At 47.0% G+C, this 24746-nt stretch carries 20 protein-coding genes; 8 read left to right on the top strand and 12 right to left on the bottom strand.

Going from position 1 to position 24746, the window contains the following annotated elements:
- The first annotated feature begins 37 nt into the window (after window positions 1-37).
- Genes BUB18_RS02590 through BUB18_RS02580 form a run of 3 tightly spaced genes read left to right on the top strand, consistent with a single transcriptional unit; the run spans window position 38 to window position 3722 of the window.
- Window positions 38-1351 (top strand): gluconate:H+ symporter, encoded by a 1314-nt coding sequence (locus tag BUB18_RS02590; protein ID WP_073077721.1) that lies wholly within the window; start codon window positions 38-40, stop codon window positions 1349-1351.
- Between the two features lie 10 nt (window positions 1352-1361).
- Window positions 1362-2462, top strand: coding sequence for a D-TA family PLP-dependent enzyme (locus tag BUB18_RS02585; RefSeq protein ID WP_073077719.1), 1101 nt, complete (start codon window positions 1362-1364; stop codon window positions 2460-2462).
- A 57-nt stretch (window positions 2463-2519) separates the two neighbouring features.
- Window positions 2520-3722 (top strand): DUF2252 domain-containing protein, encoded by a 1203-nt coding sequence (locus BUB18_RS02580; RefSeq protein WP_073077717.1) that lies wholly within the window; start codon window positions 2520-2522, stop codon window positions 3720-3722.
- Between the two features lie 79 nt (window positions 3723-3801).
- On the opposite strand, the gene BUB18_RS02575 is transcribed toward BUB18_RS02580, so the two are convergent.
- The 9 genes from BUB18_RS02575 to BUB18_RS02535 all read right to left on the bottom strand — a co-directional run bounded on the left by BUB18_RS02575 (window position 3802) and on the right by BUB18_RS02535 (window position 10574).
- Window positions 3802-6159, bottom strand: coding sequence for a family 20 glycosylhydrolase (locus BUB18_RS02575; protein WP_083549281.1), 2358 nt, complete (start codon window positions 6157-6159; stop codon window positions 3802-3804).
- A gap of 82 nt (window positions 6160-6241) precedes the next feature.
- Window positions 6242-6619, bottom strand: coding sequence for a hypothetical protein (locus tag BUB18_RS02570; protein WP_073077715.1), 378 nt, complete (start codon window positions 6617-6619; stop codon window positions 6242-6244).
- 36 nt (window positions 6620-6655) lie between these two features.
- Complete coding sequence (locus BUB18_RS02565; RefSeq protein WP_073077713.1) at window positions 6656-7408, bottom strand: hypothetical protein; 753 nt, start codon at window positions 7406-7408, stop codon at window positions 6656-6658.
- Between the two features lie 47 nt (window positions 7409-7455).
- Window positions 7456-8079, bottom strand: a complete 624-nt coding sequence (locus BUB18_RS02560) for a rhomboid family intramembrane serine protease (RefSeq protein WP_073077712.1) — start codon at window positions 8077-8079, stop codon at window positions 7456-7458.
- A gap of 46 nt (window positions 8080-8125) precedes the next feature.
- The gene (locus BUB18_RS02555; RefSeq protein WP_073077710.1) at window positions 8126-8989 is read right to left on the bottom strand and encodes a hypothetical protein; all 864 of its coding nucleotides are present in this window, start codon (window positions 8987-8989) and stop codon (window positions 8126-8128) included.
- Between the two features lie 72 nt (window positions 8990-9061).
- A complete protein-coding gene (gene rplI, locus BUB18_RS02550) occupies window positions 9062-9508 on the bottom strand; it encodes a 50S ribosomal protein L9 (RefSeq protein ID WP_073077708.1) in 447 nt (148 codons plus the stop codon).
- A gap of 6 nt (window positions 9509-9514) precedes the next feature.
- Window positions 9515-9787 carry a 30S ribosomal protein S18 gene (gene rpsR, locus BUB18_RS02545; protein WP_073077706.1) on the bottom strand — a complete coding sequence of 91 codons (273 nt, stop codon included), beginning with the start codon at window positions 9785-9787 and terminating at the stop codon, window positions 9515-9517.
- Window positions 9788-9791: 4 nt separating this feature from the next.
- Window positions 9792-10142, bottom strand: a complete 351-nt coding sequence (gene rpsF, locus BUB18_RS02540) for a 30S ribosomal protein S6 (RefSeq protein WP_245805604.1) — start codon at window positions 10140-10142, stop codon at window positions 9792-9794.
- Between the two features lie 144 nt (window positions 10143-10286).
- Window positions 10287-10574, bottom strand: coding sequence for a hypothetical protein (locus BUB18_RS02535; RefSeq protein ID WP_143159801.1), 288 nt, complete (start codon window positions 10572-10574; stop codon window positions 10287-10289).
- 208 nt (window positions 10575-10782) lie between these two features.
- On the opposite strand from BUB18_RS02535, the gene htpG reads away from it, so the two are divergent.
- Window positions 10783-12624 (top strand): molecular chaperone HtpG, encoded by a 1842-nt coding sequence (gene htpG / locus BUB18_RS02530; RefSeq protein WP_073077702.1) that lies wholly within the window; start codon window positions 10783-10785, stop codon window positions 12622-12624.
- 522 nt (window positions 12625-13146) lie between these two features.
- Window positions 13147-13902, top strand: coding sequence for a carboxylesterase family protein (locus tag BUB18_RS02525; RefSeq protein ID WP_083549279.1), 756 nt, complete (start codon window positions 13147-13149; stop codon window positions 13900-13902).
- A gap of 109 nt (window positions 13903-14011) precedes the next feature.
- Here the strand turns inward: BUB18_RS02525 and recJ are convergent, their stop codons facing one another.
- Both recJ and BUB18_RS02515 read right to left on the bottom strand, forming a co-directional pair.
- A complete protein-coding gene (recJ, locus tag BUB18_RS02520; RefSeq protein ID WP_073077700.1) occupies window positions 14012-15709 on the bottom strand; it encodes a single-stranded-DNA-specific exonuclease RecJ in 1698 nt (565 codons plus the stop codon).
- A gap of 101 nt (window positions 15710-15810) precedes the next feature.
- Window positions 15811-16776 carry a polyprenyl synthetase family protein gene (locus tag BUB18_RS02515; protein ID WP_073077698.1) on the bottom strand — a complete coding sequence of 322 codons (966 nt, stop codon included), beginning with the start codon at window positions 16774-16776 and terminating at the stop codon, window positions 15811-15813.
- A 439-nt stretch (window positions 16777-17215) separates the two neighbouring features.
- Here BUB18_RS02515 and BUB18_RS02510 point away from each other — a divergent pair, with 439 nt between their 5' ends.
- The 3 genes from BUB18_RS02510 to BUB18_RS02500 all read left to right on the top strand — a co-directional run bounded on the left by BUB18_RS02510 (window position 17216) and on the right by BUB18_RS02500 (window position 22685).
- Window positions 17216-18643 (top strand): OmpA family protein, encoded by a 1428-nt coding sequence (locus BUB18_RS02510; protein WP_178372068.1) that lies wholly within the window; start codon window positions 17216-17218, stop codon window positions 18641-18643.
- Between the two features lie 201 nt (window positions 18644-18844).
- Complete coding sequence (locus tag BUB18_RS02505) at window positions 18845-20803, top strand: KUP/HAK/KT family potassium transporter (RefSeq protein ID WP_073077695.1); 1959 nt, start codon at window positions 18845-18847, stop codon at window positions 20801-20803.
- 130 nt (window positions 20804-20933) lie between these two features.
- Complete coding sequence (locus BUB18_RS02500) at window positions 20934-22685, top strand: DUF4091 domain-containing protein (protein ID WP_073077693.1); 1752 nt, start codon at window positions 20934-20936, stop codon at window positions 22683-22685.
- 208 nt (window positions 22686-22893) lie between these two features.
- Here BUB18_RS02500 and ftsZ read toward each other — a convergent pair whose 3' ends face one another.
- Complete coding sequence (ftsZ, locus tag BUB18_RS02495) at window positions 22894-24723, bottom strand: cell division protein FtsZ (RefSeq protein WP_073077691.1); 1830 nt, start codon at window positions 24721-24723, stop codon at window positions 22894-22896.
- Window positions 24724-24746: the final 23 nt, after the last annotated feature.

Raw genomic sequence — 24746 nt, 5'->3', positions numbered from 1 at the left:
TTTTTTATATCTTGTCCGATACCAAAATCGAACAAGCATGCCTTTACTTATTGTGATTGGTGCCATCATCCTCCTTGTGATCCTGGTGGCCTGGCTCAAACTAAATACCTTTCTCAGTTTCCTGATAGTATCCCTGCTGATGGGACTGGCCCTGGGTATGGATATTTCAGCCATTACACAGTCGATCCAAATCGGTATTGGTAAAACGCTGGGATCGCTGATCGTGGTGATAGTAGCCGGTAGCATGCTGGGTAAGCTGGTGGCTGAAAGTGGCGCCGGACAACGTATTGCGGGCGGACTCATGAAACTGCTGGGGCCAAAATATGTGCAGTGGTCCCTCATGATCACCGGGTTTGTAGTAGGTATTCCCTTGTTTTATAATATCGGGTTTGTGCTGATGGTACCGCTGATATTTATGGTAGCCGGGCGTACAGGCTTACCTGCTGTGTACCTGGGGATTCCCATGCTGGCTTCCCTATCAGTAACCCATGGCTATCTCCCCCCACATCCTTCACCTACCGCGCTGGTACAAACCTTTCATGCCAGTATGGGCCTTACGTTGTTGTACGGCATCCTGGTGGCAGTGCCCGCAATCATCCTTGCGGGGCCCGTATTCAGCAGATTTCTTAAAAGCTACACCAACCCGCCATCCCAGATATTTACGACGAAAGAACTGCCGGAAAACGAAATTCCGGGAATGGGCGCCAGCCTGTTCGCCGCCATGCTGCCAGTGCTGCTGCTGGCATTTACTGCCGTGGCAAAGCTCTGGATACCAGAACACAGTTTCGGATATAAGGTGGCCAGCTGGCTGGGCGATCCGCTGATCGTAATGCTGCTGGCCGTGCTCAACGGTATGTACCTGCTGGGATTACGCAGGAAAACACCCATGAAAAAAGTTATGGGCCTGATGGATGAGGCAGTAAAGGATGTAGCTGTAATTATTCTGGTAATTGGCGGCTCCGGCGCACTTACACAATTGCTGAACGATAGCAAAGTAAGCTCCTATATCGCCGATAGCCTGCAGCAGCTGCACCTGCACCCGCTGGTGCTGGCATGGGGTATTGCCGCAATCATACGTGTGTGCATTGGTTCCGCTACCGTAGCAGGACTCACTACCGCTGCCATAGTGGCCCCGCTGATACCGGCTTCGGGCGTGAATCCCAACCTGATGGTGCTGGCCACAGGTGCCGGCAGCCTCATGTTCTCCCACGTAAATGATGCCGGTTTCTGGATGTTTAAAGAATACTTTAACTTGACAGTGAAAGACACCATCAAAACATGGTCCGTGATGGAAACGATCGTATCCGTAACCGGACTGGCAGGCACTTTGTTGCTTAGTTTGTTTGTATAAAAAATTTGTAATGAATTGGTTTGAACTCAGGAATGCAGCCCAGGTAGATTCACCTGCACTCATCATCTATAAAAACAGGGTGATTGAAAATATCAACACCGTAAAGGGAATGATTGATAACGTATCACGGTTACGCCCACACGTAAAAACGAATAAAATGACGGAAGTGGTGCAACTGATGATGGACGCGGGTATCAATAAATTCAAATGCGCTACCATCGCGGAAGCGGAGATGACCGGTTTGGCCGGCGCGGGGGATGTACTGCTGGCCTATCAGCCGGTAGGTCCAAAGGCAGTGCGTTTCCTGGAGTTGATACAGAAATATCCGGGCACCAGTTTCTCCTGCCTGGTAGATAACAGGGAGTCAGCTGACTATTTACAGTCGCTGGCGCAGCAAAGCGGCCGCCACGTGCATGTATACATGGATATCAACGTAGGTATGAACCGCACCGGCATTAAGCCGGATCAAACCGCGCTGGCATTATATCAGTACATACATTCGCTGGAAAACCTGCTGCCGGTAGGATTCCATGTATATGATGGCCACCTGCACGACACGGACCTGGCTATACGAAAACAAAAATGTGATCAGGCTTATGAGCCTGTTATAAACCTGGTGGCAGATGTGGTGGCAACCGGTTTACCGGTGCCGTTGGTAGTGGCAGGTGGCACACCCACTTTCCCGATTCATGCACAACGCCGCCGCGAAGAATGTAGTCCGGGTACTTTTGTATTCTGGGATTTTGGTTATGCCAAAAATCTGCCGGAACAACCATTTCATTACGCAGCGTTGGTACTCAGCCGGGTCATTTCTCACATCGATGATCAGCTGATCTGCCTGGACCTCGGGCATAAGTCCGTAGCGGCCGAAAACCCGCAGCCACGTGTGGAATTCCTGAACATTCCCGGCACTATTATCTCCCAGAGTGAAGAGCACCTGGTGATGAAAGTGGAATCAGCTGCGCAATATCCCGTAGGTACTGTTGCCTACGGAGTACCTTTACATATTTGCCCTACCGTAGCCTTGTTTGAAAAGGCTTATGTAGCAGAAAATAACGATGTAACTGCCACCTGGAAGGTGATTGCGCGCGACCGCCAGATCATCGTGTAAGCGGCCGGAATTTGGTATCTTTATATAACGCAGGTAAGCGCTATATAAAGATACCATATGCAGCAGATTTCTGACAGGATTATCCATTTCAACGAAGGCCGCATTCCTGCCTTGCTTTCCATGAAGTATGCAGCCATGCGCCGCAATCCACTCCGCTTTTTCAGAGGCTCCTGCCATTTGTTTTACGAAGATTTGCCTGCAGGGAACGAACTACTGAAATCCCCACGTAGCTGGATCTGCGGAGATCTCCACCTCGAAAATTTCGGTAGCTACAAAGCCGATAACCATATCCCTTATTTCGATATCAACGATTTTGACGAAGCAGTGCTGGCGCCCTGCCTGCTGGACCCTGCACGATTGCTATGCAGTATCTTCCTTACCTCCGATGTGCTGGATGTGAATGCCAAAGAGGCGAAAAAGCTCGCCGGTATTTTTATTAAATCGTATGCTGATACGCTTACGGCCGGATATATCCGTTCCCTGGAAAAACAGGCCGCTACCGGAACTATCCGCCTGTTTCTGGATACGGTGCGTAACCGGAAGTTAAAGCCATTCCTCGCAAAAAGAATGTATATAAAAGAGGATAAACCCCGACTGCTCATCGATGACCTGAAAACCATCAAAACACCGAAGGAAGAGCGGGACCTGGTAAAGGCGGCGGTGAACAGCTGGGCAGCCAAACGTCCTGCTTTAAAAGGTTACAACGTAGTGGATGCTGCGTATCGTATAGCCGGTACCGGTAGTTTGGGTATTGAACGCTATGTACTGTTGGTGACCTACGATAAAGCACCGGGTGAATATCACCTGCTGGACCTGAAAAGAGCTAACCCTTCCTGCATTTTAAAATACCATCACTTCCCCCAGCCTGTATGGACAGACGAGGCGCATCGTATCACGGAGGTACAGAAACGTGTGCAGGCAGCCTATCCTGCGCTGTTGCATGCTGTTAATGTGGCGGGGGAACAATTCGTATTAAAGCAACTGCAACCCAGCTCCGATAAATTGAACTTTGAATTGTTTGCCGGTAATATTCCGCAGCTGGAAGAGATTTTGACGACGATGGGGCAGATCCTTGGCTGGGATTGCCTTCGCTCGGGAGGCCGCCAGGGCTCTGCAATTGCGGATGAACTGATTGATTTTGGCGGCAGTGTGGATAACTGGAAAGACAGGCTGTATGAATATGCTGCTTCTTATGCGGAGCAGGTGCAGGATGATTTTAAGGAGTATGCCGCTGCTTATGATGATGGGGTGTTTAAGTAATTGCGTGAGAAGCAACGCCGTCAGCGTTGCTTCTCACGCAGTATTCACCATCGCCGAAAGCGATGGTGAATACTGCAAATTATTTTTTGATACTGGTCACCCTGATATGCTTCAACTCACCCACAAAAGCATTCGCTGTATCCCCGATATACTTAAACGGAAACACCAGCGTCTGCACTTTTGCAATTTTATCTTTCGTATTGGTAAAAGAAATTTTCGCACCTTCCAGTCGCTCTGTTAGCACGCCATTTACAAATAGCAATGTGCCTTTGTTATCTCCTGAAATCTCAATATGTGTCCAGGTTTCAGCCGGAACACTGTAGTTGAAATAATAATCATATCCCTCTCTGCTGAAGCCCAGTTTACCAGTTTGCTGCTGGAGTAATTTTACAGCGCCGGTAGGGCCGGAAAATAATACTGCATTGGCCGGATTGTTTTTATCCGGCTTGATGTCAAATGAAATCGTATATCCGTAACCGATGGCATCCACCGGTGTTTGTAAATAGCTCCTGCCGCCATTCAGCTTTAGGCTGTTAGCAATAGTACCGTTTACCAGTGTAGTGGCGTCGTGCTTATTGCCACTGATATCTTTTTTACTTTTAAAATCGTATGCTATTAATATGGAATCCTTACTATATAATTTGTGTTGTAAGTTTAACCCTGGTCCTTCAGGGAGATATTTACTTTTACTGAGGTAGGTTTTATACGGCTGATGGGCGTTGTAGCCGGTCCACATTTTCTCCGCTAATACCTGCATGGCCGGAAAGGCGCGGTCATGTACATCTTCGGCGGTTATGCCATTGCCGGGATGATCATTCCATACTGCAAATGCGCCGCCTTTAATTTTCGGATGCCCAAACGGAAATACTTCCTTCCCTATCATATTCGGCTCCCATTTGTTATATATACGGGAGATGTTGAGGTAGTCGTAATAATAACCGGCAGCGGGCACTATATACAGCCAGCCGTCTGGTGTGCTGATGAGGTCATAACCCAGCTTAATCATATCGCGCGGCTCCGCATAACCGTTGTACCAGGCATTCATGGTAACACCGGTTGATTTCACGGGAGTAGTTCCTTTGGCATGTGTGAGTGAGCCCCACATCCTTACTTTCTTGCCGTAACCTTCCACATATTTTATCAGGTGATCGGTGAAAGCCCTGAATTTTTCGGACTCTTTTTTATCATATTCATCGGTACCGATGTGTACTTCGTCGCCGATAAACACCGGTTGCGGGCCTTCCAGGTATTCTTTGAAAATATTATCCACCATTTGCCAGGAAACAGGTTCCAGGTTGAGATGGTCCCGGCCGTATTTATCGCTGGCTACCGCTGGCAGGGCTTTGCTGAGCGCGAGTGAATGCGCCGGTACATCTATTTCCGGGATGATCCGTACTCCAAAGCTGTCCGCCATTTTTTGCAGGGCAATAAATTCTTTTTTGGAGTAGGAGCCGTCTTTGGCTGTCAGCCCGGGATAGGTGCTGTTTTCCAGCCGGAAGGCGGAATAGGTGCTATCCCAGTTATCCCCGAAAAACTTCGCAAATCCGTTGTCATTCAGGTGTACATGGAAATCATTCATTTTATAGTAAGACATGAATTTCACATAGTTACGTAGAAATTCCATGCTGAAAAATTTTCTGCCGGCATCAAGCACAAAGCCACGCACTGCGTATTTAGGGTAATCCCGCGTGATGCCCTTGGGCAGGGTGTTGCGGGCAGGCGACTGCTGCAGCAACTGCAGGATGGTTTGCGCGCCCCACAAAACGCCGGTAGGGTGTGTAGCCGTTACCGTTACTGCGCTGTTGATATCCAGCTGGTAACCTTCCTTGCCAAGGTTGGCATCTGCGCCGGCTAATGTCAGAAATATATCACCGGCGGCAGGTTTGCCGGTTTTGTAAGTTATTTTACAGGTAGATGTGGTAGCCGCGATATCAGCGGTGAGCCGCTGTGCCACGCTTTCCAGCTGTGCAGCATAGGCCGGGTCAATGATCACTCTTGCCTTAGGTGTCAGCGTGTAATGGCCTGTATAGCCATGCCATTCCCGGAGTGCCGGAATTACGAATGGCTGATCCGCCTGCGGCGCTCCATATCTCCCTGAAACAGCAACAGACATGGGTACATCCGTTTCAGCACCATCCGACTGCCGTTGCAATACAAAGTAAAGGTTTACGGTAGCATCCGTAAGCGGAGTGGTAACGTGGCCATCCAGGTTGATGACCGGCATTCTGTCGGAGCCTTTCAGCAGCAGGTTATAGCCTGCTGGTGCTGTTGGCAGTGGAATTGCAGTTTGTCCGACTTTAACAGGTGCCAGCGGCGGCAGGGCTTTTACTATGGCTGCCAGCTGTGCAGAGTCAGTATTTTGCTGGGCTGCCACGGGATGGGCGGACAGGATGGTGGCCGCCGCAAATACAGCAGATGTTAACTTAAGCAATTGCATTGTTCATAATTGTTCACTGGTAAAAAAAGCGCCTCACCTATTGCTAAGTGAAGCGCCTGAAAATACTTAATTATCGTGACATCTAATAGTACAGGTAGGTGAGCACGTTGGTTGCATCCGGGGCTGCCGGCTTTAAACTGAGATAGTTATTAAACTGTTCAGTGCCCAGCAGTGCTTTTAGTTTGTTGTTAAGGCCATTCTGCATGCTGTTGAGCTTTGTCTGGTAAGCCTTTTCATTGCTGCCTTTGAGTGCCTGTATATTCGATTTTTGTTGCAGATAATTGGTGACAAGGGTAAGTAACTTAGGTTGTTGCTGATCGGTGAGCACCAGTGACTTACCCAGTTTGCTGACAATAGAGGCGGAAGTACCTTCTATGTTGATAGTTGGATTTTGCGCCTGCGTTTGCATAAAGAAAACACCGAAAATGAGCAGGAGCAAGGTAGTAGCCAGCTGTTTCATATATGACGGATTTATCTTTAAGTTACGGATAATTTGCTATTGCATCACCAATTTTACATGTGTGGATTGGGTGGTTCCTTCGTCGTCGATACTGATATAGCGACAGAGGATCGTTTTAGCATCCACCCATTTTGTTTCTGTGGGTCCCCAGGTTTCCAGGTTGGTCTCGCCCATGTAGCGGATACTGTCTTTTTCGATATTATACAGTTGGAAACCGTTTGGCATAAACGCTGCCACCAGGTCCATGCTGGCGCAGAGGATATGTTTTTTATCCGGGGAGAAGATGGGTTCAGTCCAGATGTGCAGGGTATCGCCCGTGCGGGTGTCCAGCAGCAGGAAATCCTGCGATTCGTAATAATATGCGATGATACCTTTGCGGTTGATTTCCGGGTAATTGCTCACATAAGAGAAATGCACGAAGTCGCCTTCATTTTCGGCATCGCTGTCTTTGTCCGTGAGGGTGGCAATTTTACCATTTTGTAGTTTAAACTGTAAGCTGTTACCTGTTCTTTTTACAGTAGAATCTTTTGCAAGTGCCTGGGCTTCGCTGGTATCCTGCGGTTGTACTTTGAAGTTTTCAAATACGGTAGAATCGATGGTATAGATCAGGTAAGTTTTTCCTGCCAGCTCCATGGTGTCGATTGGCGTGTCAGAAAGTGCCGGTACGTCTGCCATTTGTGAGCCGGCAGCATCCGTTGGTGGTGTTTTTTGTGTTTTCTGCTGTCCGCAGCTCCAGAGCATTACTGCCAGTGCTGCCAGGTTAAACAGGTTTTTGTACATATTCTTCATTAAGTTGCTGATCTGCAAAAGTAAGTATTTAAGTTTTCGTCTTGCGATTAGTTTGGCAACCGGCTTGCATCTGCTTTGGATAAAGTAAAGTATAGTAAATAGCCGGTGAGTATGCCGCAGCCAAAGCCGGTAAGGTGCGCAATATTATCTATGCCTACGGTAAAGCATGCCACGATGATATTTAAACATACAAATAAGGCTATAAAAATGAGGAAAGGCATTTTTACGGACCGTTTAAACAGGGGGGTGGTTAGCAGCGCCAGAAAGGCACCATAAATGCCGAATATGGCCCCTGATGCGCCTACGCCTACGGCATCGGGATGGAACCATATGCTGGCATAATCAGCCACCAGGCCTGTAACCAGGTACACGAGGCAAAATTTAGGTCCTTTTAAAATGGGTTCCAGGAATATGCCGGCGATGAGTAATCCCAGCATATTGGTAAACAAATGCCAGAGGCCAGCATGCAGAAACATACTGGTAAATAAACGCCAGTATTGGTGTTGCACTACCGTAAGGGGCCAGTAGTTGGCGCCCCGGAGTAGTAGGTCATCCGCATTGCCCCACCACAGTTCATGCCCACTGATCGCCATTATGCAAAAGATGACTGTATTCACTGCTATCAGTGAAAGGGTTACTGGTGCATTATACAGGCGTTTTAATATTTGCATTCACGATAAGTTACGAAAAATCGTGAAATAAAATATTGAGTGTCAGTTATTCGTAACTGTAATCTACCACCGTATTGCAGGTATTATTGAATTGTGTATAACCTTTTGTATGTAGGTAGACGTTAGCGCTTCTGGGATAACCATTCCCGTTACAGGCATACATATACTGCACGGTGGTGGATCTGGATAAAGCCATCACACCCTGTTGGGTGACTGTTTCCAGCTTTTCGTCCAGCTGGATTCTGCTGGGATTGTTAAAGCTGATATGTAAGAGGAGGTTGGCCAGGTCGGGCAGGGGCTCGCTGGCATGGCCCTGCGGAATGGTATCTGCCAGAATGAGCTGGTTGGCCAGGCGCGCGAGTGGGTTATAGGAGTTATCCCAGTCGCAGCTGGCTTTGGTAAAGTAGATGGTGGTATCCTCCCGTCGATCTTTGGCGATATTTTTCCAGGTGGGGTTGCCTTCTATGTAATCCCAGCTGGTGGCCTGTTGGAGGTCGGTGTATTTGAGTGACAGGGGCAGGTCGTTTTGCCATTGGATACGTGCAGTACGTACGTGTTGTTTATCCCCGTCGAAGAAATCCACTTCTTTGATGTTGCCGCGCAGATCCCAGTCCTTAACGGTGGCTGATTTAGTCACCTTTACCTGGTTGTGGGTATTGAGTTCGCAGCGCATGCCGGTGAGACGGTGCTGTTGGTCATATTCAAAATGGATGGTATTGGTATCGTTTGCGTTGGGATGTTTTGTGAGGGTGGTCATCTGCCCGTCTTTATTATACCTGAAACTTATCCAGGGGTTGTTTTCTCCATGGATAGTGATGGCCTGCAGGCGTGGCGTATTGAGCTTCCCGCGGTGGGAAGAACAGGCTGTCAGCAGCACTGGTAAAGCGAGGGCAAGGAGATACTTTATCATGGGAGGGAAGTTACAAAAAATAAAGCACCCGTACCAGGCGGCACGGGTGCTTTACTATTCAAGAGTTATATATTACTCAGCTACCACTTCGAATTCCATTTCGGTATCGTTGCCTTTACCGAAGTCCAGGCGAGCTTTGTAAGTACCTAATTCTTTCACATCATCCAGGATGTGGATGCGGCGACGGTCGATTTCGTAACCTTTCTGTTCTTTAATTGCGCGGGCAATCTGAACACCGGTAACGCTACCGAAGATTTTACCGGAAGTACCGGTTTTAGCGCCGATTTTAACAGGAGAAGCTTTCAGAACTTCCACTACTTTAGCGATTTCCGCCAGCAGTTTCTCTTCTTTCACTTTCTGTACTTTCAGGCGCTCCTGCAGTTGTTTCAGGTTAGAAGGACTAGCTTCTACCGCAAACTTCTGCGGGATCAGGAAATTTCTGGCGTAACCATTCTTTACGGAAACCAGTTCATTCTTCTGACCCAGGTTGTCTACGTCTTGTATTAAAATAACTTGCATAACTTCTTACTTTAAAAGGTCAGTAACATAAGGCAATAAAGCCATTTGACGAGCTTTCTTAATAGCCTGGGCTACTTTACGCTGAAATTTCAGGGAGTTACCTGTAATACGACGTGGCAACATTTTGCCCTGATCGTTCAGAAATTTCTTCAAAAACTCCGCGTCTTTGTAATCTACATACTTGATGCCCATTTTCTTAAAACGGCAGTATTTCTTCTGACGTTTTTCAGTTTTTACGGCTGTTAAGTATTTGATCTCTTGTTTAGGTTTAACTGCCATAATTTTAAGCTTCAGTGGTTTTAGATTCAGCATTCGCACCGTAGTTCTTGCGGTTGTTGTACGCTACAGCGTATTTGTCAAGCGCAGTCACCATGTGACGTAATACATTTTCATCGCGGTTCAGCTGGATTTTCAGCTTCTCATTGAGGTCGGTTGGCGCAGTATATTCCAGAACCAGGTACATTCCTGTAGTCTTTTTCCGGATAGGATACGCCAGTGATCTTAATCCCCAGGGATTTTCGTGCGTGATTTCTCCGCCGTTATCTTTAATGATATCGACGAATTTTTTCTGAGCCGCTTTGTAGTCGTCTTCAGAAAGCACAGGGGTAAAGATCACCATCAATTCGTAGTTCATAATTCCCTGTTTTTTGTTAGGTTTAATAAAAAAATTCGGACCGCAAAGATAAAGAACTATTCCCAATTTTAGGAGATAACCGGGTTTTATTATGGAATATTCTTTCTTTTTTGGGTTATTAATTGATTTATAGCTTGTTATATATTATTTAGGGTTCTGGTGCTGAACCAGTTGGGAGGCAATCGCCACCTTCGGTGGCGATTGGGGAGTGCCGCGCTGCGCGCGGCGCCAGCGTATTGCCAGCGTATTGCCAGCGTATTGCCAGCGTATTGCCAGCGTATTGCCAGCGTATTGCCAGCGTATTGCCAGCGTATTGCCAGTGTATTGCCAGCAGGGTACCAGCAGGTTGCCGGTAGATAGCCAGCGTATTCCCCGCGGATACCAGCAGATTTCCAGCAAATTATCAGCAGGTTGCCAGCAGATTACCGGCATATTGCCAGCAAAATAAAACACAATCCTTTGCTGCTTATGCCTCTTATGCTGCTCTGCGAGAAAAAAAGATCGCACCAATCCTTTGCCCCTTACGCCGCCAGCAAAGCTTTGCGTGAAAAAATCCCGCCTCGCGTCATCTTGTCAGCCACCACGGCGCTGGCACAACCTTTGACTCTCATCTCCCCGAAATCTAAAATTTACTTTTCCCATGCAAAAAGGCGCTATACGTGTACAAACGGAAAATATCTTTCCGATCATCAAAAAATTCCTGTATTCCGATCACGAAATCTTTATCCGTGAGCTGGTGAGTAACGCCGTAGATGCTACCCAAAAACTCAGAACACTGGCAAGTGTGGGTGAATTCAAAGGCGACCTGGGCAATATCGATATCGAAGTAAAACTGGATAAAGAGAAAAAAACTATCACCATCGCAGATCATGGTGTGGGTATGACTGCGGAAGAAGTGGATAAATACATTAACCAGGTGGCTTTTTCCGGCGCAGAAGAGTTCCTGAAAAAATACAAAGGCCAGGAAAGCGGCACCAATATAATCGGTCATTTCGGCCTCGGCTTCTACTCTTCTTTCATGATTAGTAACCAGGTAGAAATCTTCTCCAAATCCTGGAAAGAAGATGCCCCTGCGGTTCGCTGGGAATGCGATGGCAGCCCTGAATACAGCCTCGAAGAGACTACCAAAACAGAACGTGGTACTGAAATCGTGATGCACGTAAACGAAGAGAGCGAAGAATTCCTCGACGAAGGCCGCATCCGTTCCATCCTGACCAAATTCTGTAAATTCCTCCCCGTTCCGGTTAAGTTCGAAGGAGAACAAATCAATAACGTAGCGCCAGCCTGGACTAAAAAACCGAGCGAGCTCACCGCTGAAGATTATCAGAACTTCTATAAAGAATTATATCCTTTCGCAGAAGCACCACTGTTCTGGATTCACCTGAACGTAGATTATCCTTTTAATCTCACCGGTATCCTGTACTTCCCTAAAATTACCAAGAGCTATGAAATACAGAAAGATAAAATCAATCTGTATTCCAACCAGGTGTATGTTACCGATGAGGTAAAAGATATCGTTCCGGAATTCCTGATGCTGCTGCATGGTGTGATCGACAGCCCGGATATCCCGCTCAATGTTAGCCGTAGCTACCTCCAGGGCGATCCGAATGTGAAAAAAATCAATGGCTATATCACCAAAAAGGTAGCGGATAAACTGGATGAAATGTTCCGCCAGGACCGCAAATCCTTCGAAGAAAAATGGGAGTCCATCGGCCTGTTCGTGAAATATGGCATGATGACAGACGATAAATTCCTCGACAAAGCCAATAAATTCCTCCTGCTGGAAGATGTGGCTGATGGTAAATTTTACACCCAGGAAGAATACCGCACTGAAACTGCTGCGCTGCAAACCAACAAGGAAGGCAAACTCGTGGTACTGTATTCTACCAACCCGGTGCAGCAGGACAGCTACATCCAGGCCGCACAAAAGAAAGGTTTCAAAGTAGTGAAAATGGAAACGCTGGTAGATGCCGCCTTCATCAACAACATAGAGATGAAGTGGGACAATGTTCAGTTTACCCGCGTAGATGCTGATATCGCCAATAACCTGATCGATAAAGACGAAAATGCAGATACCCTGCTTTCGAAAGAACAGGAGGAAACACTCAAAAACCTCTTTACCCAGGAAGTAAATCAGCCTAATATTAAGGTAGATATGAAAGGCCTCACTGCCGACCTCCAGCCGGTGATTGTTACCCGTCCTGAGTTTATGCGCCGTATGAAAGATATGGCCAGCATGGGTGGCGGCGGAATGAACTGGTATGCCAATATGCCTGATGAAATCAATATGACCATCAATGCTAACCATCCGGTGTACCTGCAAATCCTGCGTGAGAAAAACAACGGTCTGCAGCAAAAACAGATTAAAAACCTGGCGGACCTCGCGCTGTTATCTCAGAACCTTCTTACCGGCGCGGATCTTACTGCTTTTGTTAATAGAAGCGTAGAACTGATGAGTAAAGAAGAAGAGGAAGAAGCATAATTATTATTGTATAGTTATATTAACAAAGCACAAAGGAACCTTCGGTTCCTTTGTGCTTTGTTGTTTAAGGCCGCCGGTGGCGGCCTTAAACAATCGAATACCAGCAGTATATCGCACATGTAACACACCGCACCCCGCGTAACACACCGCACCCCGCGTGACACACCACACCCTGCGTGACACGGCGTACCCCGCGTAACACGGCTTACCCCGCGCGCAGCGCGGAACTCCCAGGTGACACCGAAGGTGTCACCTGCCTCGCTAAAATCTCCTCAAAAAATTTTATACTAACGCTAATGTATATACGAAAAATATTTTCCTGCTTATGAACACAAAAAATATGGCATTATTTTTCCTCTTATAAACAATCCTTATATGTGCCCCAAAGCCAATAAAATAAAATAGTTCAGCCCGCGTTAATTCCTTTATTTGCAACCCCGCTGCGGGTAATTCACACCGCAGGAAAATATTGTAAAACCTGGTCCCGGCAATTGCCGGGACCTTTTCATTTGAAGCTGTTATATGAAAAAAAGAACAATTAAAAATTTATGCCATGTCTTGGTGCTGTTGTCCATAGCACTGTTTTCCTGCTCAAAGAAAGAAACCTCAAAGCCAGCCAAGCCGGTAGATGAGGAATTTGATCCGCAGCCGTTGGGCACCACTACTCAGAAAGTAACCACTGGTGGTAATATCAGCGATTACCTGTTATACATCCCGGATGACTACAACACAAAGAAAGATTATCGCTGGCCGCTGGTGATATTCCTGCATGGGGTAGGGGAAATTGGCACCAATGTGGAAATACTGAAAAATGTAGCATTGCCGAGAGTCGTAAAGGGTAAACCCTTTGTAATGGTAGCCCCGCAGTGCAACAAGACGTGGTGGAACAGGGAAGTGTTGCAGAAGTTCTATAGGGAAATGGTGGCGAAGTATCATGTGGATTCCAACCGGGTGATAGTAACCGGACTAAGCATGGGCGGAATAGCAACATGGGACTGGATTTGCGCTTACCCAAAGAACTTTGCAGCAGCCGTACCTATTTGCGGTACCGGTTATGCGAACCTGGTGCCTGCGGTGAAATCATTACCTATATGGGCTTTCCACTGTGCGGATGACCCTACCGTCAGCGTAAATGGTTCACGGGAACCGGTAAAAGCATTGCAGAACCTGGGGGGAAATATTAAATACACTGAATATCCAACCGGTGGCCATGATGCCTGGACCAGGGCCTATGCCACTGCGGAGTTATACACCTGGATGCTTAGTCAGCACCGCTAGTAGCAGGGATATCTCTTTACCATATCAATAAACCATTATCCGGCGTTCTTTACAGAGCGCTTCCCTACACCATAACGGCCCGTCAAAGGGCTGTTATGGTACTTAGCGCTTATCGGATATCAATTACTTTTAACTGAAGGGTGGTTTGCCCGTTCCACTCATTTTCATCCAGTGTAAACGTCATATCAAAGGGCCTTTTGCTGCTCACAATGTCAAATTTTTCAGCCATGTAAAAGCCTATACCCGACATGGTTTGCCCGTTGTTGCCCTGTCGTACAGAAAACTTAATATGTTCATCTTTCACCACCTTGGAAAAACCGGTGTCACGGAGGTTTCTGGCCAGGAATACCGGGCGGAGATTTTCAGGACCCAGTGGCTCAAATTGCTTGAGGATATTATAAAAAGCAGGGGTGATATCGCTGAACAGTATTTCTGTGTCTATCACAATTTCAGGCACCAGCATTTCTGCGGAGATGGTGTTGGCTACCACCTCCTCAAACTTCTCCTGGAAAGCTTTTACGTTTTCAGGGCGCAGCGTCATACCGGCTGCATAAAAGTGCCCGCCGTAGTTTTCCAGCAGGTCTTTGCATTGATGGACTGCTTCATACACGTTGAAACCCATTACAGATCTGGCGGAACCGGCCACCATGTCATTGGATTGCGTGAGTATAACGGTAGGCCGGTAATAGAATTTGTCTATCAAGCGGGATGCTACGATGCCTACTACGCCTTTATGCCAATGCGCCTGAAAGAGTACAGTGGATTTTCTGGCGGCCATTGTTGCGTCATTCTGAATCAGCGTAATGGCTTCCTGGGTAATAGTGCTGTCGATTTCCTTGCGGTCAAAGTTATCGGCATGTAATGCCTCCGCTATAATCCTGGCTTTTTCAGGATCATTTTCTACAAAGAGATTTACGGCTTTCCTGGCATCGTCCATACGTCCGGCAGCATTTACGCGTGGAGCGATGGCGAAAACAAGGTTTGAGATGGTAAGCAGTTCTTTTTGTGCATTCAGCTGAATAAGCGCTTTGATACCCGGTAAGGGATCTTCATTCACTTTCTTCAGGCCGTGGTAGGCGAGTATCCTGTTTTCTCCCGTCATCGGCACAATATCCGCTGCGATGCTGGTGGCTACCAGGTCCAGGTATTTATTGGGCGCACTTTCCGGGAGTCCGCGTTTCAGGGCGATGGCGCTCACCAGTTTATATCCGATGCCGCAGCCACTTAATTCTTTATAAGGGTAGGGGCAGTCATACTGTTTTGGATTAAGGATGGCCACAGCCGGTGGCAGTACAGCATCCGGCAGGTGGTGATCACATATAATGAATTCTATCCCGGCTTCCTTTGCAGCGGTGATTAGTTCTACAGATTTGATCCCGCAATCGAGGGCAATGATGAGGCTAAAATCATTTTCCATGGCGTAGGCAATTCCCTGTGTGGAGATGCCATAGCCCTCACGGTACCGGTGAGGAATATAATACTCAATATGGCTGTAGAGCTGATGGAGAAAATCGTATACGGTGGCTACGGCGGTGGTGCCGTCTACATCATAGTCGCCGTATACCAGTATTTTTTCATTACGGAAGAAGGCCAGTTCTATTCTGGCAATGGCCTTGTCCATATCTTTCATGAGCCAGGGGTCGTGCAGGTCTTTCAGTGTAGGTCTGAAAAACAGCCGGGCAGCCTCATAGGTATGAACATTCCGTTGCACCAGTAACCTGCATAACAAGGGATGTATGCGTAGGGATGATTGCAGCAGATGTTCCTGATTTGGTTGATAAGCTTTTACTGTCCAGCGTTTTTGCATTATATATGTTCAGGATTCTTTTACCATTATATGGGCTTTAAGCCTAAGCTTAAGCGGTTATTGCATTTTACATTTAATATTTAACATTTTCGAATTTCTTTTTAGAAAGTGCGGTCGGTGGTGTACCGGACCATGGATTCGAGGCCGTTTCTGATTGGGGTTTCCGGAAACTGGCGAAGAATGGCGAGGGCTTCATCGCGGTATTCAAACATTTTTTGCTGGGTATATTCGATTCCGCCGGAAGCTTTAACGAGCTGGATAACTTCCTCTACTTTTTCTTTATTCGTATTTTGATTTTTTACTATATAGATAATTCTTTTTCTAATTTCCGGGGTGGCGTGCTCGAGTGTATAGATGAGGGGAAGGGTCATTTTTTTCTCGCGGATATCGATTCCTGTTGGTTTTCCGATTTTGGCGGTCCCATAATCAAAGAGATCATCTTTAATTTGGAAGGCAATTCCTACTTTTTCTCCGAACAACCTCATTTGTTCAGTTGTTGTGTCATCATTGGTAGCGCTCCAGGCACCGGCAGCACATGCAGATGCGAGAAGTGAGGCCGTTTTACGGCGGATGATTTCAAAGTATATATCTTCCTTGATATTGAGTTTCCTGGTTTTCTCTATTTGCAGCAGCTCCCCTTCGCTCATGGCCTGCACTGCGTCAGAAATGATCTTTAAAGCTCTGAATTCGTTGTTGTTAAGGGAGAGGGATAATCCCTTGGCGAGGAGGTAGTCGCCTACCAGCACCGCAATTTTGTTTTTCCACAGTGCATTGATGGAGAAAAACCCGCGGCGTTCATTGGCGTCATCTACCACATCATCGTGTACGAGGGTAGCAGTATGGAGTAATTCCACAAATGCTGCTGCTCTGTGCGTACTTTCCGTCAGATTATCTGTGAAAAGCCGGGCGGAGAGTAACACGAACATGGGACGCATTTGCTTCCCTTTGCGCTTAACAATATAATGCATCACGCGGTCCAGCAGCGGTACATTACTTTTTACCGCTTCCGCGAATTTGAGCTCAAAATCTTGTAATTCCTTACCTATCAGGTATTTAATATCATCCATGGACTAAAATCAAAAGGATTGCTAAGCTAGGTTTAAAAAGTGAAACTTTAACATTTTGGCCTCTAATTTGTATATGGAGTATAACAAACCTTTAACAGCAGCTAAAGGTTTTGTTAACACGAGGATTGCAATACTTTAACTTACGCGTATTTAAGGTATATAAATACTTTTAGTTACGCACTGCTTTTTAAGCACTTATCAATGAAAATAATATTGCAAGAAAAATTTGATTATTCGTTAATGATTTTTACCTTTGCTTGGTAAAAAACGGGTTATTAGTAAATTTTTAACAGTTTTTAAATAAAAAACAATTATGGCAAGCAAAAAGTACTTTTTACTGGCAGGCGCTGTGAGTTTATTAGCCGCGTCTTCTGGTTTTGCACAGGTTCAACCAACCGGCTATGATGCACTGGATTCGTCCAAAGTGTCTAGCAAGAAAATGGTACAACAGAATAACTTCATGAACCACACTTCCAACTTCCCTGCTAAACCTAGGGATATGTGGGAACTCGGTTTCCATGGAGGTCTGCATCTGATCAGCGGTACCATTCCTGCTCAACCAGGTTTTGGTGGTGGTATCTCCCTGAGAAAATCTCTGGGTCATACTTTCTCCCTGAGAGCTGAGTATACCGGTTCTTTCGACTACGGTCAGGATTACAAACTGCGTCCGGTTCCTTACACTGTTGATCCAGTAAATCCTTGGGCTGCAACTGCTGCAAGAAATGGTGGCCAGATTATCGGCAACTACAAATCCGCTAACCACCAGCTGTCCCTGGACGTGCTGATGTCTCTGAGCAACATCATGTTCTACAAAGCTGAACCTAAAGCTAACTGGTATTTACTCGCTGGTTACTCTATCGTGATGGCTGATGTGGACGTTGACGCATTAGACGGTAACGGCAATCCATATGTTTACGATCCAGCTCGTCTGACTGGTAAACGTTCTGACATTAAAGATTACATCAAATCTGTACAGGACAAAAAATACGAACAGAATGCTCCAGCACAGGGCAACCGTATCGCTATCGGTCGTAAAGACGACAACCAGCTGATCCGTCACGCACTGGACCTGGGTACTGGTGTTGCGTTCAAAGTTTCTAAACGCTTCAACATCGGTATCGAAGAAAAAATCACCATGCCTTTTGACGCTTACCTCGATGGTTACGCTGGTCCTGGTGGTTCTTCCAAAGACTTCTACTCTTACACAAGTGTACGTCTGAACTTCAACCTGGGTAATCCTAACAAACGAGTTCAGCCATTATGGTGGATCAACCCGCTGGAATACGCTTACAGCGAGCTGTCTAACCCACGTCACATGAAACTGCCTACTCCAGTTCTGCCTGATGCAGACGGTGATGGCGTAACTGATCAGTTCGATCGCGAACCTAACACTCCAGCTGGTGCACCTGTTGATTCTCACGGTGTTGCTAAAGATACTGACGGTGATGGCGTTCCTGATTACAAAGACAAACAACTGATCACTCCTACTTACTGCCAGCCAGTTGACGCTGACGGTGTTGGTAAATGCCCAGATCCTGAGTGCTGCAAAAACCGCGTAGAAACTAACTGCGCTAGCCTTGTACTGCCTTCAGTTTCTTTCAAAGGTTCTTCTACCAAAGTAGCATCTGACAACGAAGCAATCCTCGCTAGCGTTGCTGCAACCCTGAAATCTAACCCATCTTGTAACGTTCTGGTTACCGGCCACGCTGGTGCTAAAGGTAAAAAAGGTGGTGTTGATCTGAGCAGCCGTCGCGTTGATGCAGTTATCGACTACCTGGCTGATAAACAAGGTATCGATCGCGGTCGCTTCATCAAACAAAACACTCCTGGTGAGTCTAACACTGTTGATTTAGCTCCTGCTAACTAATCAGTACACTCCCAAAGAATGATAATACTAAAAAGTCCTCCAGCCTCAAGCGGAGGACTTTTTAGTTTCCACCCATCTCCACACACTGTACACTTACTGCGCCAATCCCAGGTTCACACCTTAAGTCCATTTTTTCCTTTCCTTTGCTCCATATCCCAAAAACATATAATTTTGGGGGCTTTTTTAACAAACTTTTTCTAAGTGGGTATAAACATTAACAGGGTCTCCCTGGCAGGTTTAGTCGTAGCGCTCGGAATTATCTACGGCGACATCGGAACCTCTCCGCTCTATGTGTTTAAGGCCATTGTAGGAGGTAATCCTATCAGCGACCTGCTTGTCATTGGTGGTATCTCCTGTATCATCTGGACACTTACACTGCAAACAACCGTCAAATACGTTATCCTTACCCTCCGGGCAGATAACAAAGGTGAAGGCGGTATCTTCTCCCTTTATGCACTCGTTCGACGACACGCCAAATGGACGGTTATCTTCGGCATGATCGGGGGAGCCGCACTCCTCGCAGATGGCATTATCACACCTCCTATTACCGTTACCTCCGCCATCGAAGGGCTACGTACCCTCGAGGTATTTAAAGACCTTAGCCAGCTTACTATCGTAAAGATCGTACTGGCCATCATCTCCGGCCTGTTCATCATGCAACAGTTCGGAACCGTATCCATCGGGCGCCTCTTCGGCCCCATCATGGTACTATGGTTCTCTATGCTCGGCATCCTCGGGATCACCCATATCGCCGATGACCTGAGCATTTTCAAGGCCTTTAGTCCGCATTACGCCATCGAACTGCTTACCACCTACCCTAAAGGATTCCTGATCCTCGGTGCAGTATTCCTCTGTACCACGGGTGCGGAAGCACTATACTCGGACCTCGGCCACTGTGGAAAAGGAAACATCCGCATCTCCTGGATATTTGTGAAAACCTGCCTGATCCTCAATTATCTCGGTCAGGGTGCCTGGTTACTCACACAAAAGGGTCAGATCATTCCTAAAGATCAGAACCCTTTCTTTACCATCATGCCCGAATGGTTCGTCATTTTTGGTGTACTCATCGCTACCATGGCCTCCATTATTGCCAGCCAGGCCCTGATTTCCGGCTCATTTACCCTCATTTCAGAAGCAATGCGCCTCAACCTCTGGCCTAAGCTGCGGGTAAACTACCCAACCGAAATGAGAGGACAGCTCTACATCCCAGGCATCAACGTAATGCTGTTTGTAGGATGCGCCGCCATCGTTCTGATATTCCAGGAATCCTCGCACATGGAGGCAGCCTACGGCCTGTCCATCACCATCTGTATGCTGATGACCTCCTGCCTGTTCGCCTTCTATCTATATACCCGAAGGGTATGGATCGGATGGATACTGCTATACCTCGTCGTCTACTTTACCATCGAATTCTCCTTCCTCTTTGCCAACCTGGTGAAATTTGCCCATGGTGGTTACGTTACCGTGATCGTGGCAGGAGCGCTGTTCCTCGTTATGATGGTGTGGTTTAAGTCCCGCAAAATCAAAAACCGGTACGTGGAATTCGTTCGACTGGAAGACTACCTGCCCATCATGCAGGAGCTCAGCAACGATACCACTATCCCTAAATATGCCACGCACCTGGTATATATGAGCAGCGCGGATAATCCAAAGGAGATCGAACATAAGATTATATACTCCATTCTCAATAAGAAGCCGAAAAGAGCCGATATCTACTGGTTTGTACACGTTGATGTGGTGGACGAACCTTACCTCAGCGAATATTCGGTTCAAACGATTATTCCAAACGAAGTGATCCGCGTGGAATTCCGCCTCGGTTTCAAAGTGGAACAACGCATCAACCTGATGTTCCGCATGGTAGTAGAAGATATGGTGCGTAACAAGGAAGTGAACATCACCAGCCGCTATGAGTCGCTCAGCAAGAACAATGTAGTAGGCGACTTCCAGTTTATTGTGATGGAGAAATTCTTATCCCACGATAATGACCTGCCACTCTACGAAAGAATGATCATGAAGATGTACTTCTTCCTGAAAAAGATCAGCCTGTCGGAAGAAAGAGGTTTTGGCCTGGATTCCAGCTATGTCACCATCGAAAAATACCCGCTGGTGGTAGCGCCGGTAACAAATCTGCAGCTCAAGCGGATAGTTCACCGGTTCTAGCTTTTCCATGAACGGTAAGCATATTTTGCCCGATATCTTAGAAAAACCGGCGTTTTTTTAAGATATTGGGCAAATCTTTTTAGGGGAAGTCCGCTAGTGCTGCCCCATAGCAATGAAAATCTATTTAGTAATGGTGAACAAAATTTTCGGCATGCTACTCCTCGTAGCATTGCAACAAAACGCATTCGCGCAATCGCCGCTTACCCGCGATTATAAAGAATTGCCAGACCCTCGCCCGGTTTCTGAAGCCTCCTGGCAAGCATACGATCAGCAAGTACATGTAGCCTTCGGTAATACCGATACCCGTTATGAAAAAAGAAATGCTCCTGCTGCTGCCCAAACCACCGAAACGTGGAAAGGTACCGCCTGGAAAGGGGAAAGAGTACATACGCAGCTGCTCATATGGACCGCAAAGCCACTGGATAAAGTAACGGTACAGGTAACCGGAATTACCGGCGGCCAGTTCAAATTTCCCGCAAACGCTGTGCAGGCAGGTTTTGTACGGTATGTCATGACAGATGAACTCAACAAAAATGGCGGTGGCTGCGGCTACCGTAAACCGCAGGACTTTGACTCCTCCCTCGTGGCAGATGGCATCGACCTGAAAAATTCGAATGCAATAGCCGGAAAAACCACACAACCGGTATGGATCAGTATACAGGTGCCGGCAAATACCCCCGCTGGCAATTACACCGGTACTATCGAAGTTACCGCAGGTAAAAGCAAGATCCGCAAACAGTTTCAGCTCGAGGTATTGAACCGCACTTTATCCACACCGGATAAATGGGCCTTTCACCTGGACCTCTGGCAGAGTCCTGACGCAGTAGCCCGTATGTATAACGTAAAGCCCTGGAGTGATGCCCATTTTGCCGCGATGAAGCCATACATGCAAATGCTGGCTGCTGCAGGTCAAAAATGTATCACTGCCACCCTGATTCATGATCCATGGAACAGCCAAACACAGGATGTGTATGGCAGCATGATCAAATGGACCAAAAAGAAAGATGGCAGCTGGGCGTACGATTACACCATTTTCGATAAATGGGTAACCTACATGATGAGCCTGGGCATTAAGAAGGAAATCAACTGCTACAGCATGATTCCATGGAATCTCAAGTTTTACTACTTCGACGAGGCCGCTAACCGCGATACTTTTATTGTGGCTAAACCAGGCTCTCCGGAATACACTGCACACTGGCAGCCTATGCTAAACAGTTTTGTAAAGCACCTGAAACAAAAAGGCTGGTTCGGCATTACTACCATCGCTATGGACGAGCGTCCGATGAAAGATATGCAGGAGGCACTCACTATCATCCGTAAGGCGGATAAAGACCTGAAGTTGTCGCTCGCAGGCAGCCACCACGGGCCACTGGTAAATGAAATTTATGACTACTGTATCGCTTCCGGTGAAGCATTTACTAAAGAAGAGATGGCAGCCCGTAAGGCAAAAGGCTGGCCTACCACTTTCTATACCTGCTGCACTGAAGGGTATCCCAATACATTCACCTTTTCACCACCAGCTGAATCAGCCTTTATGGGCTGGTATGCTGCTGCAAAAGGTTATGATGGCTACTTACGCTGGGCATTTAATTGCTGGGTAAAAGATCCGCTGACCGATAGTCGCTTCAGAGCCTGGGCAGCCGGCGATACTTACTTCGTATATCCGGGACCGAGATCTTCCATTCGTTTCGAAAGACTGGTGGAAGGTATCCAGGATTTCGAGAAAATACGGACTTTAAGGGCAGAATTTGAAAAAAATGGAGATAAGGAAAAGCTCCAGCAGCTGGAAGATATGTTGAAGCCGGTTGAAATCAGTGCGTTGAAAACTACGCCTGCGGCGGACGTGATTAATGCTGCGAAAGCGAAGTTGAATACTCTATAAGATCATATTTTGTTTAGTGCCGGCCCGTCCCAATCGCCTTCGGCGATCGGGACGGGCCGGCCTTGTATCAGGCCGCTGGCCTGTTACGAGGCTGGCATGCGTATTTGCCGTTGCGAATAAATAAAAAATCCTCCGGGGAACCGGAGGATTTTCTTAACACAACTAAAAAACAATCAAATATTTACCGGAAAAGATAAATGTTACTTTATCAATCGGGTTTCTTTCCATCTAAAAAAGTATTTATCGTATTTATTTCAGTCGGATTGTTCTGTCCGGGCTCACCGCTTACGGTGTAGTTGGAGTAGAACTGTTCTGCAGAACCGGCGCCATTATCCAGGTTTACATTACGACGGAGGTAAGCGGGAACGTTTTCAATTTCAGCGTTATTATCCATGTTTTTCACATTGAAGCTGATGCTGCGGAGTTTTGCAACTCTTTCGGCTTGTTTACGTTTCTGTTCTTCCAGGTCCTCGTAAGTATTGTGCATAGGCACTTCAGGTGGCATAGGAGTATGATTGTGTTCATCTTCCTTATATACCATCTTCATTTCCTGCTTCAATTCCTGAGGAGGCGTAGTGCCTGGCTCTACATATATAGGATTCGGAATCGTCGTATATGCACTGGTGTTACCTGCCTGAGGCTGAATCACATTGATGTTATTCAGTGCAGTGTTTACAGCAGGGTTAGGCAGCGGCTGTTGAATTGGCTGCTGTTGTACCTGTTGCATCGGCTGCAGGGGCTGTACGGTTTGCACAGGCTGTGCAACTGGTTGTACCGGTTCCGGTACTGGTTGTACAGGCGTCTGCTGGATATTCAGTACATAGTTCTGACGGGATGGCGCGATCGGGGCCTGCTGGCTGGCAGGTTGTACAGATGGCTGTGAATATGGAATTACCGGCTCAGGGTGGTCCATGAGGCGAGGTGCCATCAGGTCCTGTGGTTCCTGGAACAACAAGCCCTGGCTCTGCTGCATATTCATTTTTTTCTCATCACCGTCTTTACCCAGTTGCATTACGATTTTAGGCTCTGCTCTTTCAGGGTTGGAGGGAGTTATTTTCTGTTGCTGAATGGGTTTCTGTTCGAAACCGGTAGCAATGATAGTAACGCCCAGGTTCCTGTCGAGTGCCTGATCGTAACCCACACCAAGGATTACGTCGCAATCCTCACCAGCCTGGCTTTGCACGTAAGCCTGGATGATATCCATTTCATCGAGGGTGTGTTCGAACTCACCTTCAGAAGATGAGATATTGATAAGGATCCATTTAGCGCCGCGGATATCATTATCGTTCAGCAATGGAGAGGTCAGCGCATCTTCGATAGCACGCTGCGCACGGTTTTCACCTTCTGCCAGTGCGGAGCCGAGTATCGCTACACCACCATTACGCATTACGGTGCACACATCGGCGAAATCGACGTTGATCTGGCCGGTAGAGTTAATCACATCCGTAATACACTTCGCAGCAGTAGCGAGTACGTTATCAGCTTTTTCGAATGCGGCCTTGAATTTAAGGTCGCCGAATTTCTGACGCAGTTTATCATTTGAGATGATCAGCAGGGTATCCACGTATTCTTTCAAACGGGAGATACCTTCATCTGCCTGACCCATTCTCTTTTTACCTTCGTAAGAAAAAGGGGTGGTAACAATACCAACGGTCAAGATACCCAGTTCTTTACAAATACGCGCGATGATAGGAGCGCCACCCGTTCCGGTGCCACCACCCATACCAGCGGTAATGAAAGCCATTTTGGTATTCACCTCCAGTATTTTTTTGATTTCTTCAAAGGACTCTTCTGTTGCCTGTTTGCCGATTTCGGGGTTAGCGCCGGCACCAAGACCCTGCGTGAGATGGGGGCCCAGCTGGATCTTGTTGGGGACAGGACTGTTTGCAATAGCCTGTGCATCGGTATTGCAGATAATAAAATTCACGCCATCAATGCGCTGGCTATACATATGATTCACCGCATTGCTTCCGCCACCACCAATACCGATGACCTTGATGATAGAAGATTTTTCCTTAGGAAGATCAAAATGTATCATGACTCTGTCTCTTTTATGGGTTA

The sequence above is a fragment of the Chitinophaga jiangningensis genome (assembly GCF_900142605.1).
GTDB lineage: Bacteria > Bacteroidota > Bacteroidia > Chitinophagales > Chitinophagaceae > Chitinophaga > Chitinophaga jiangningensis.
Note: the sequence above shows the minus strand (reverse complement) of the source record. Positions and strands in the feature narration are given on the sequence as shown.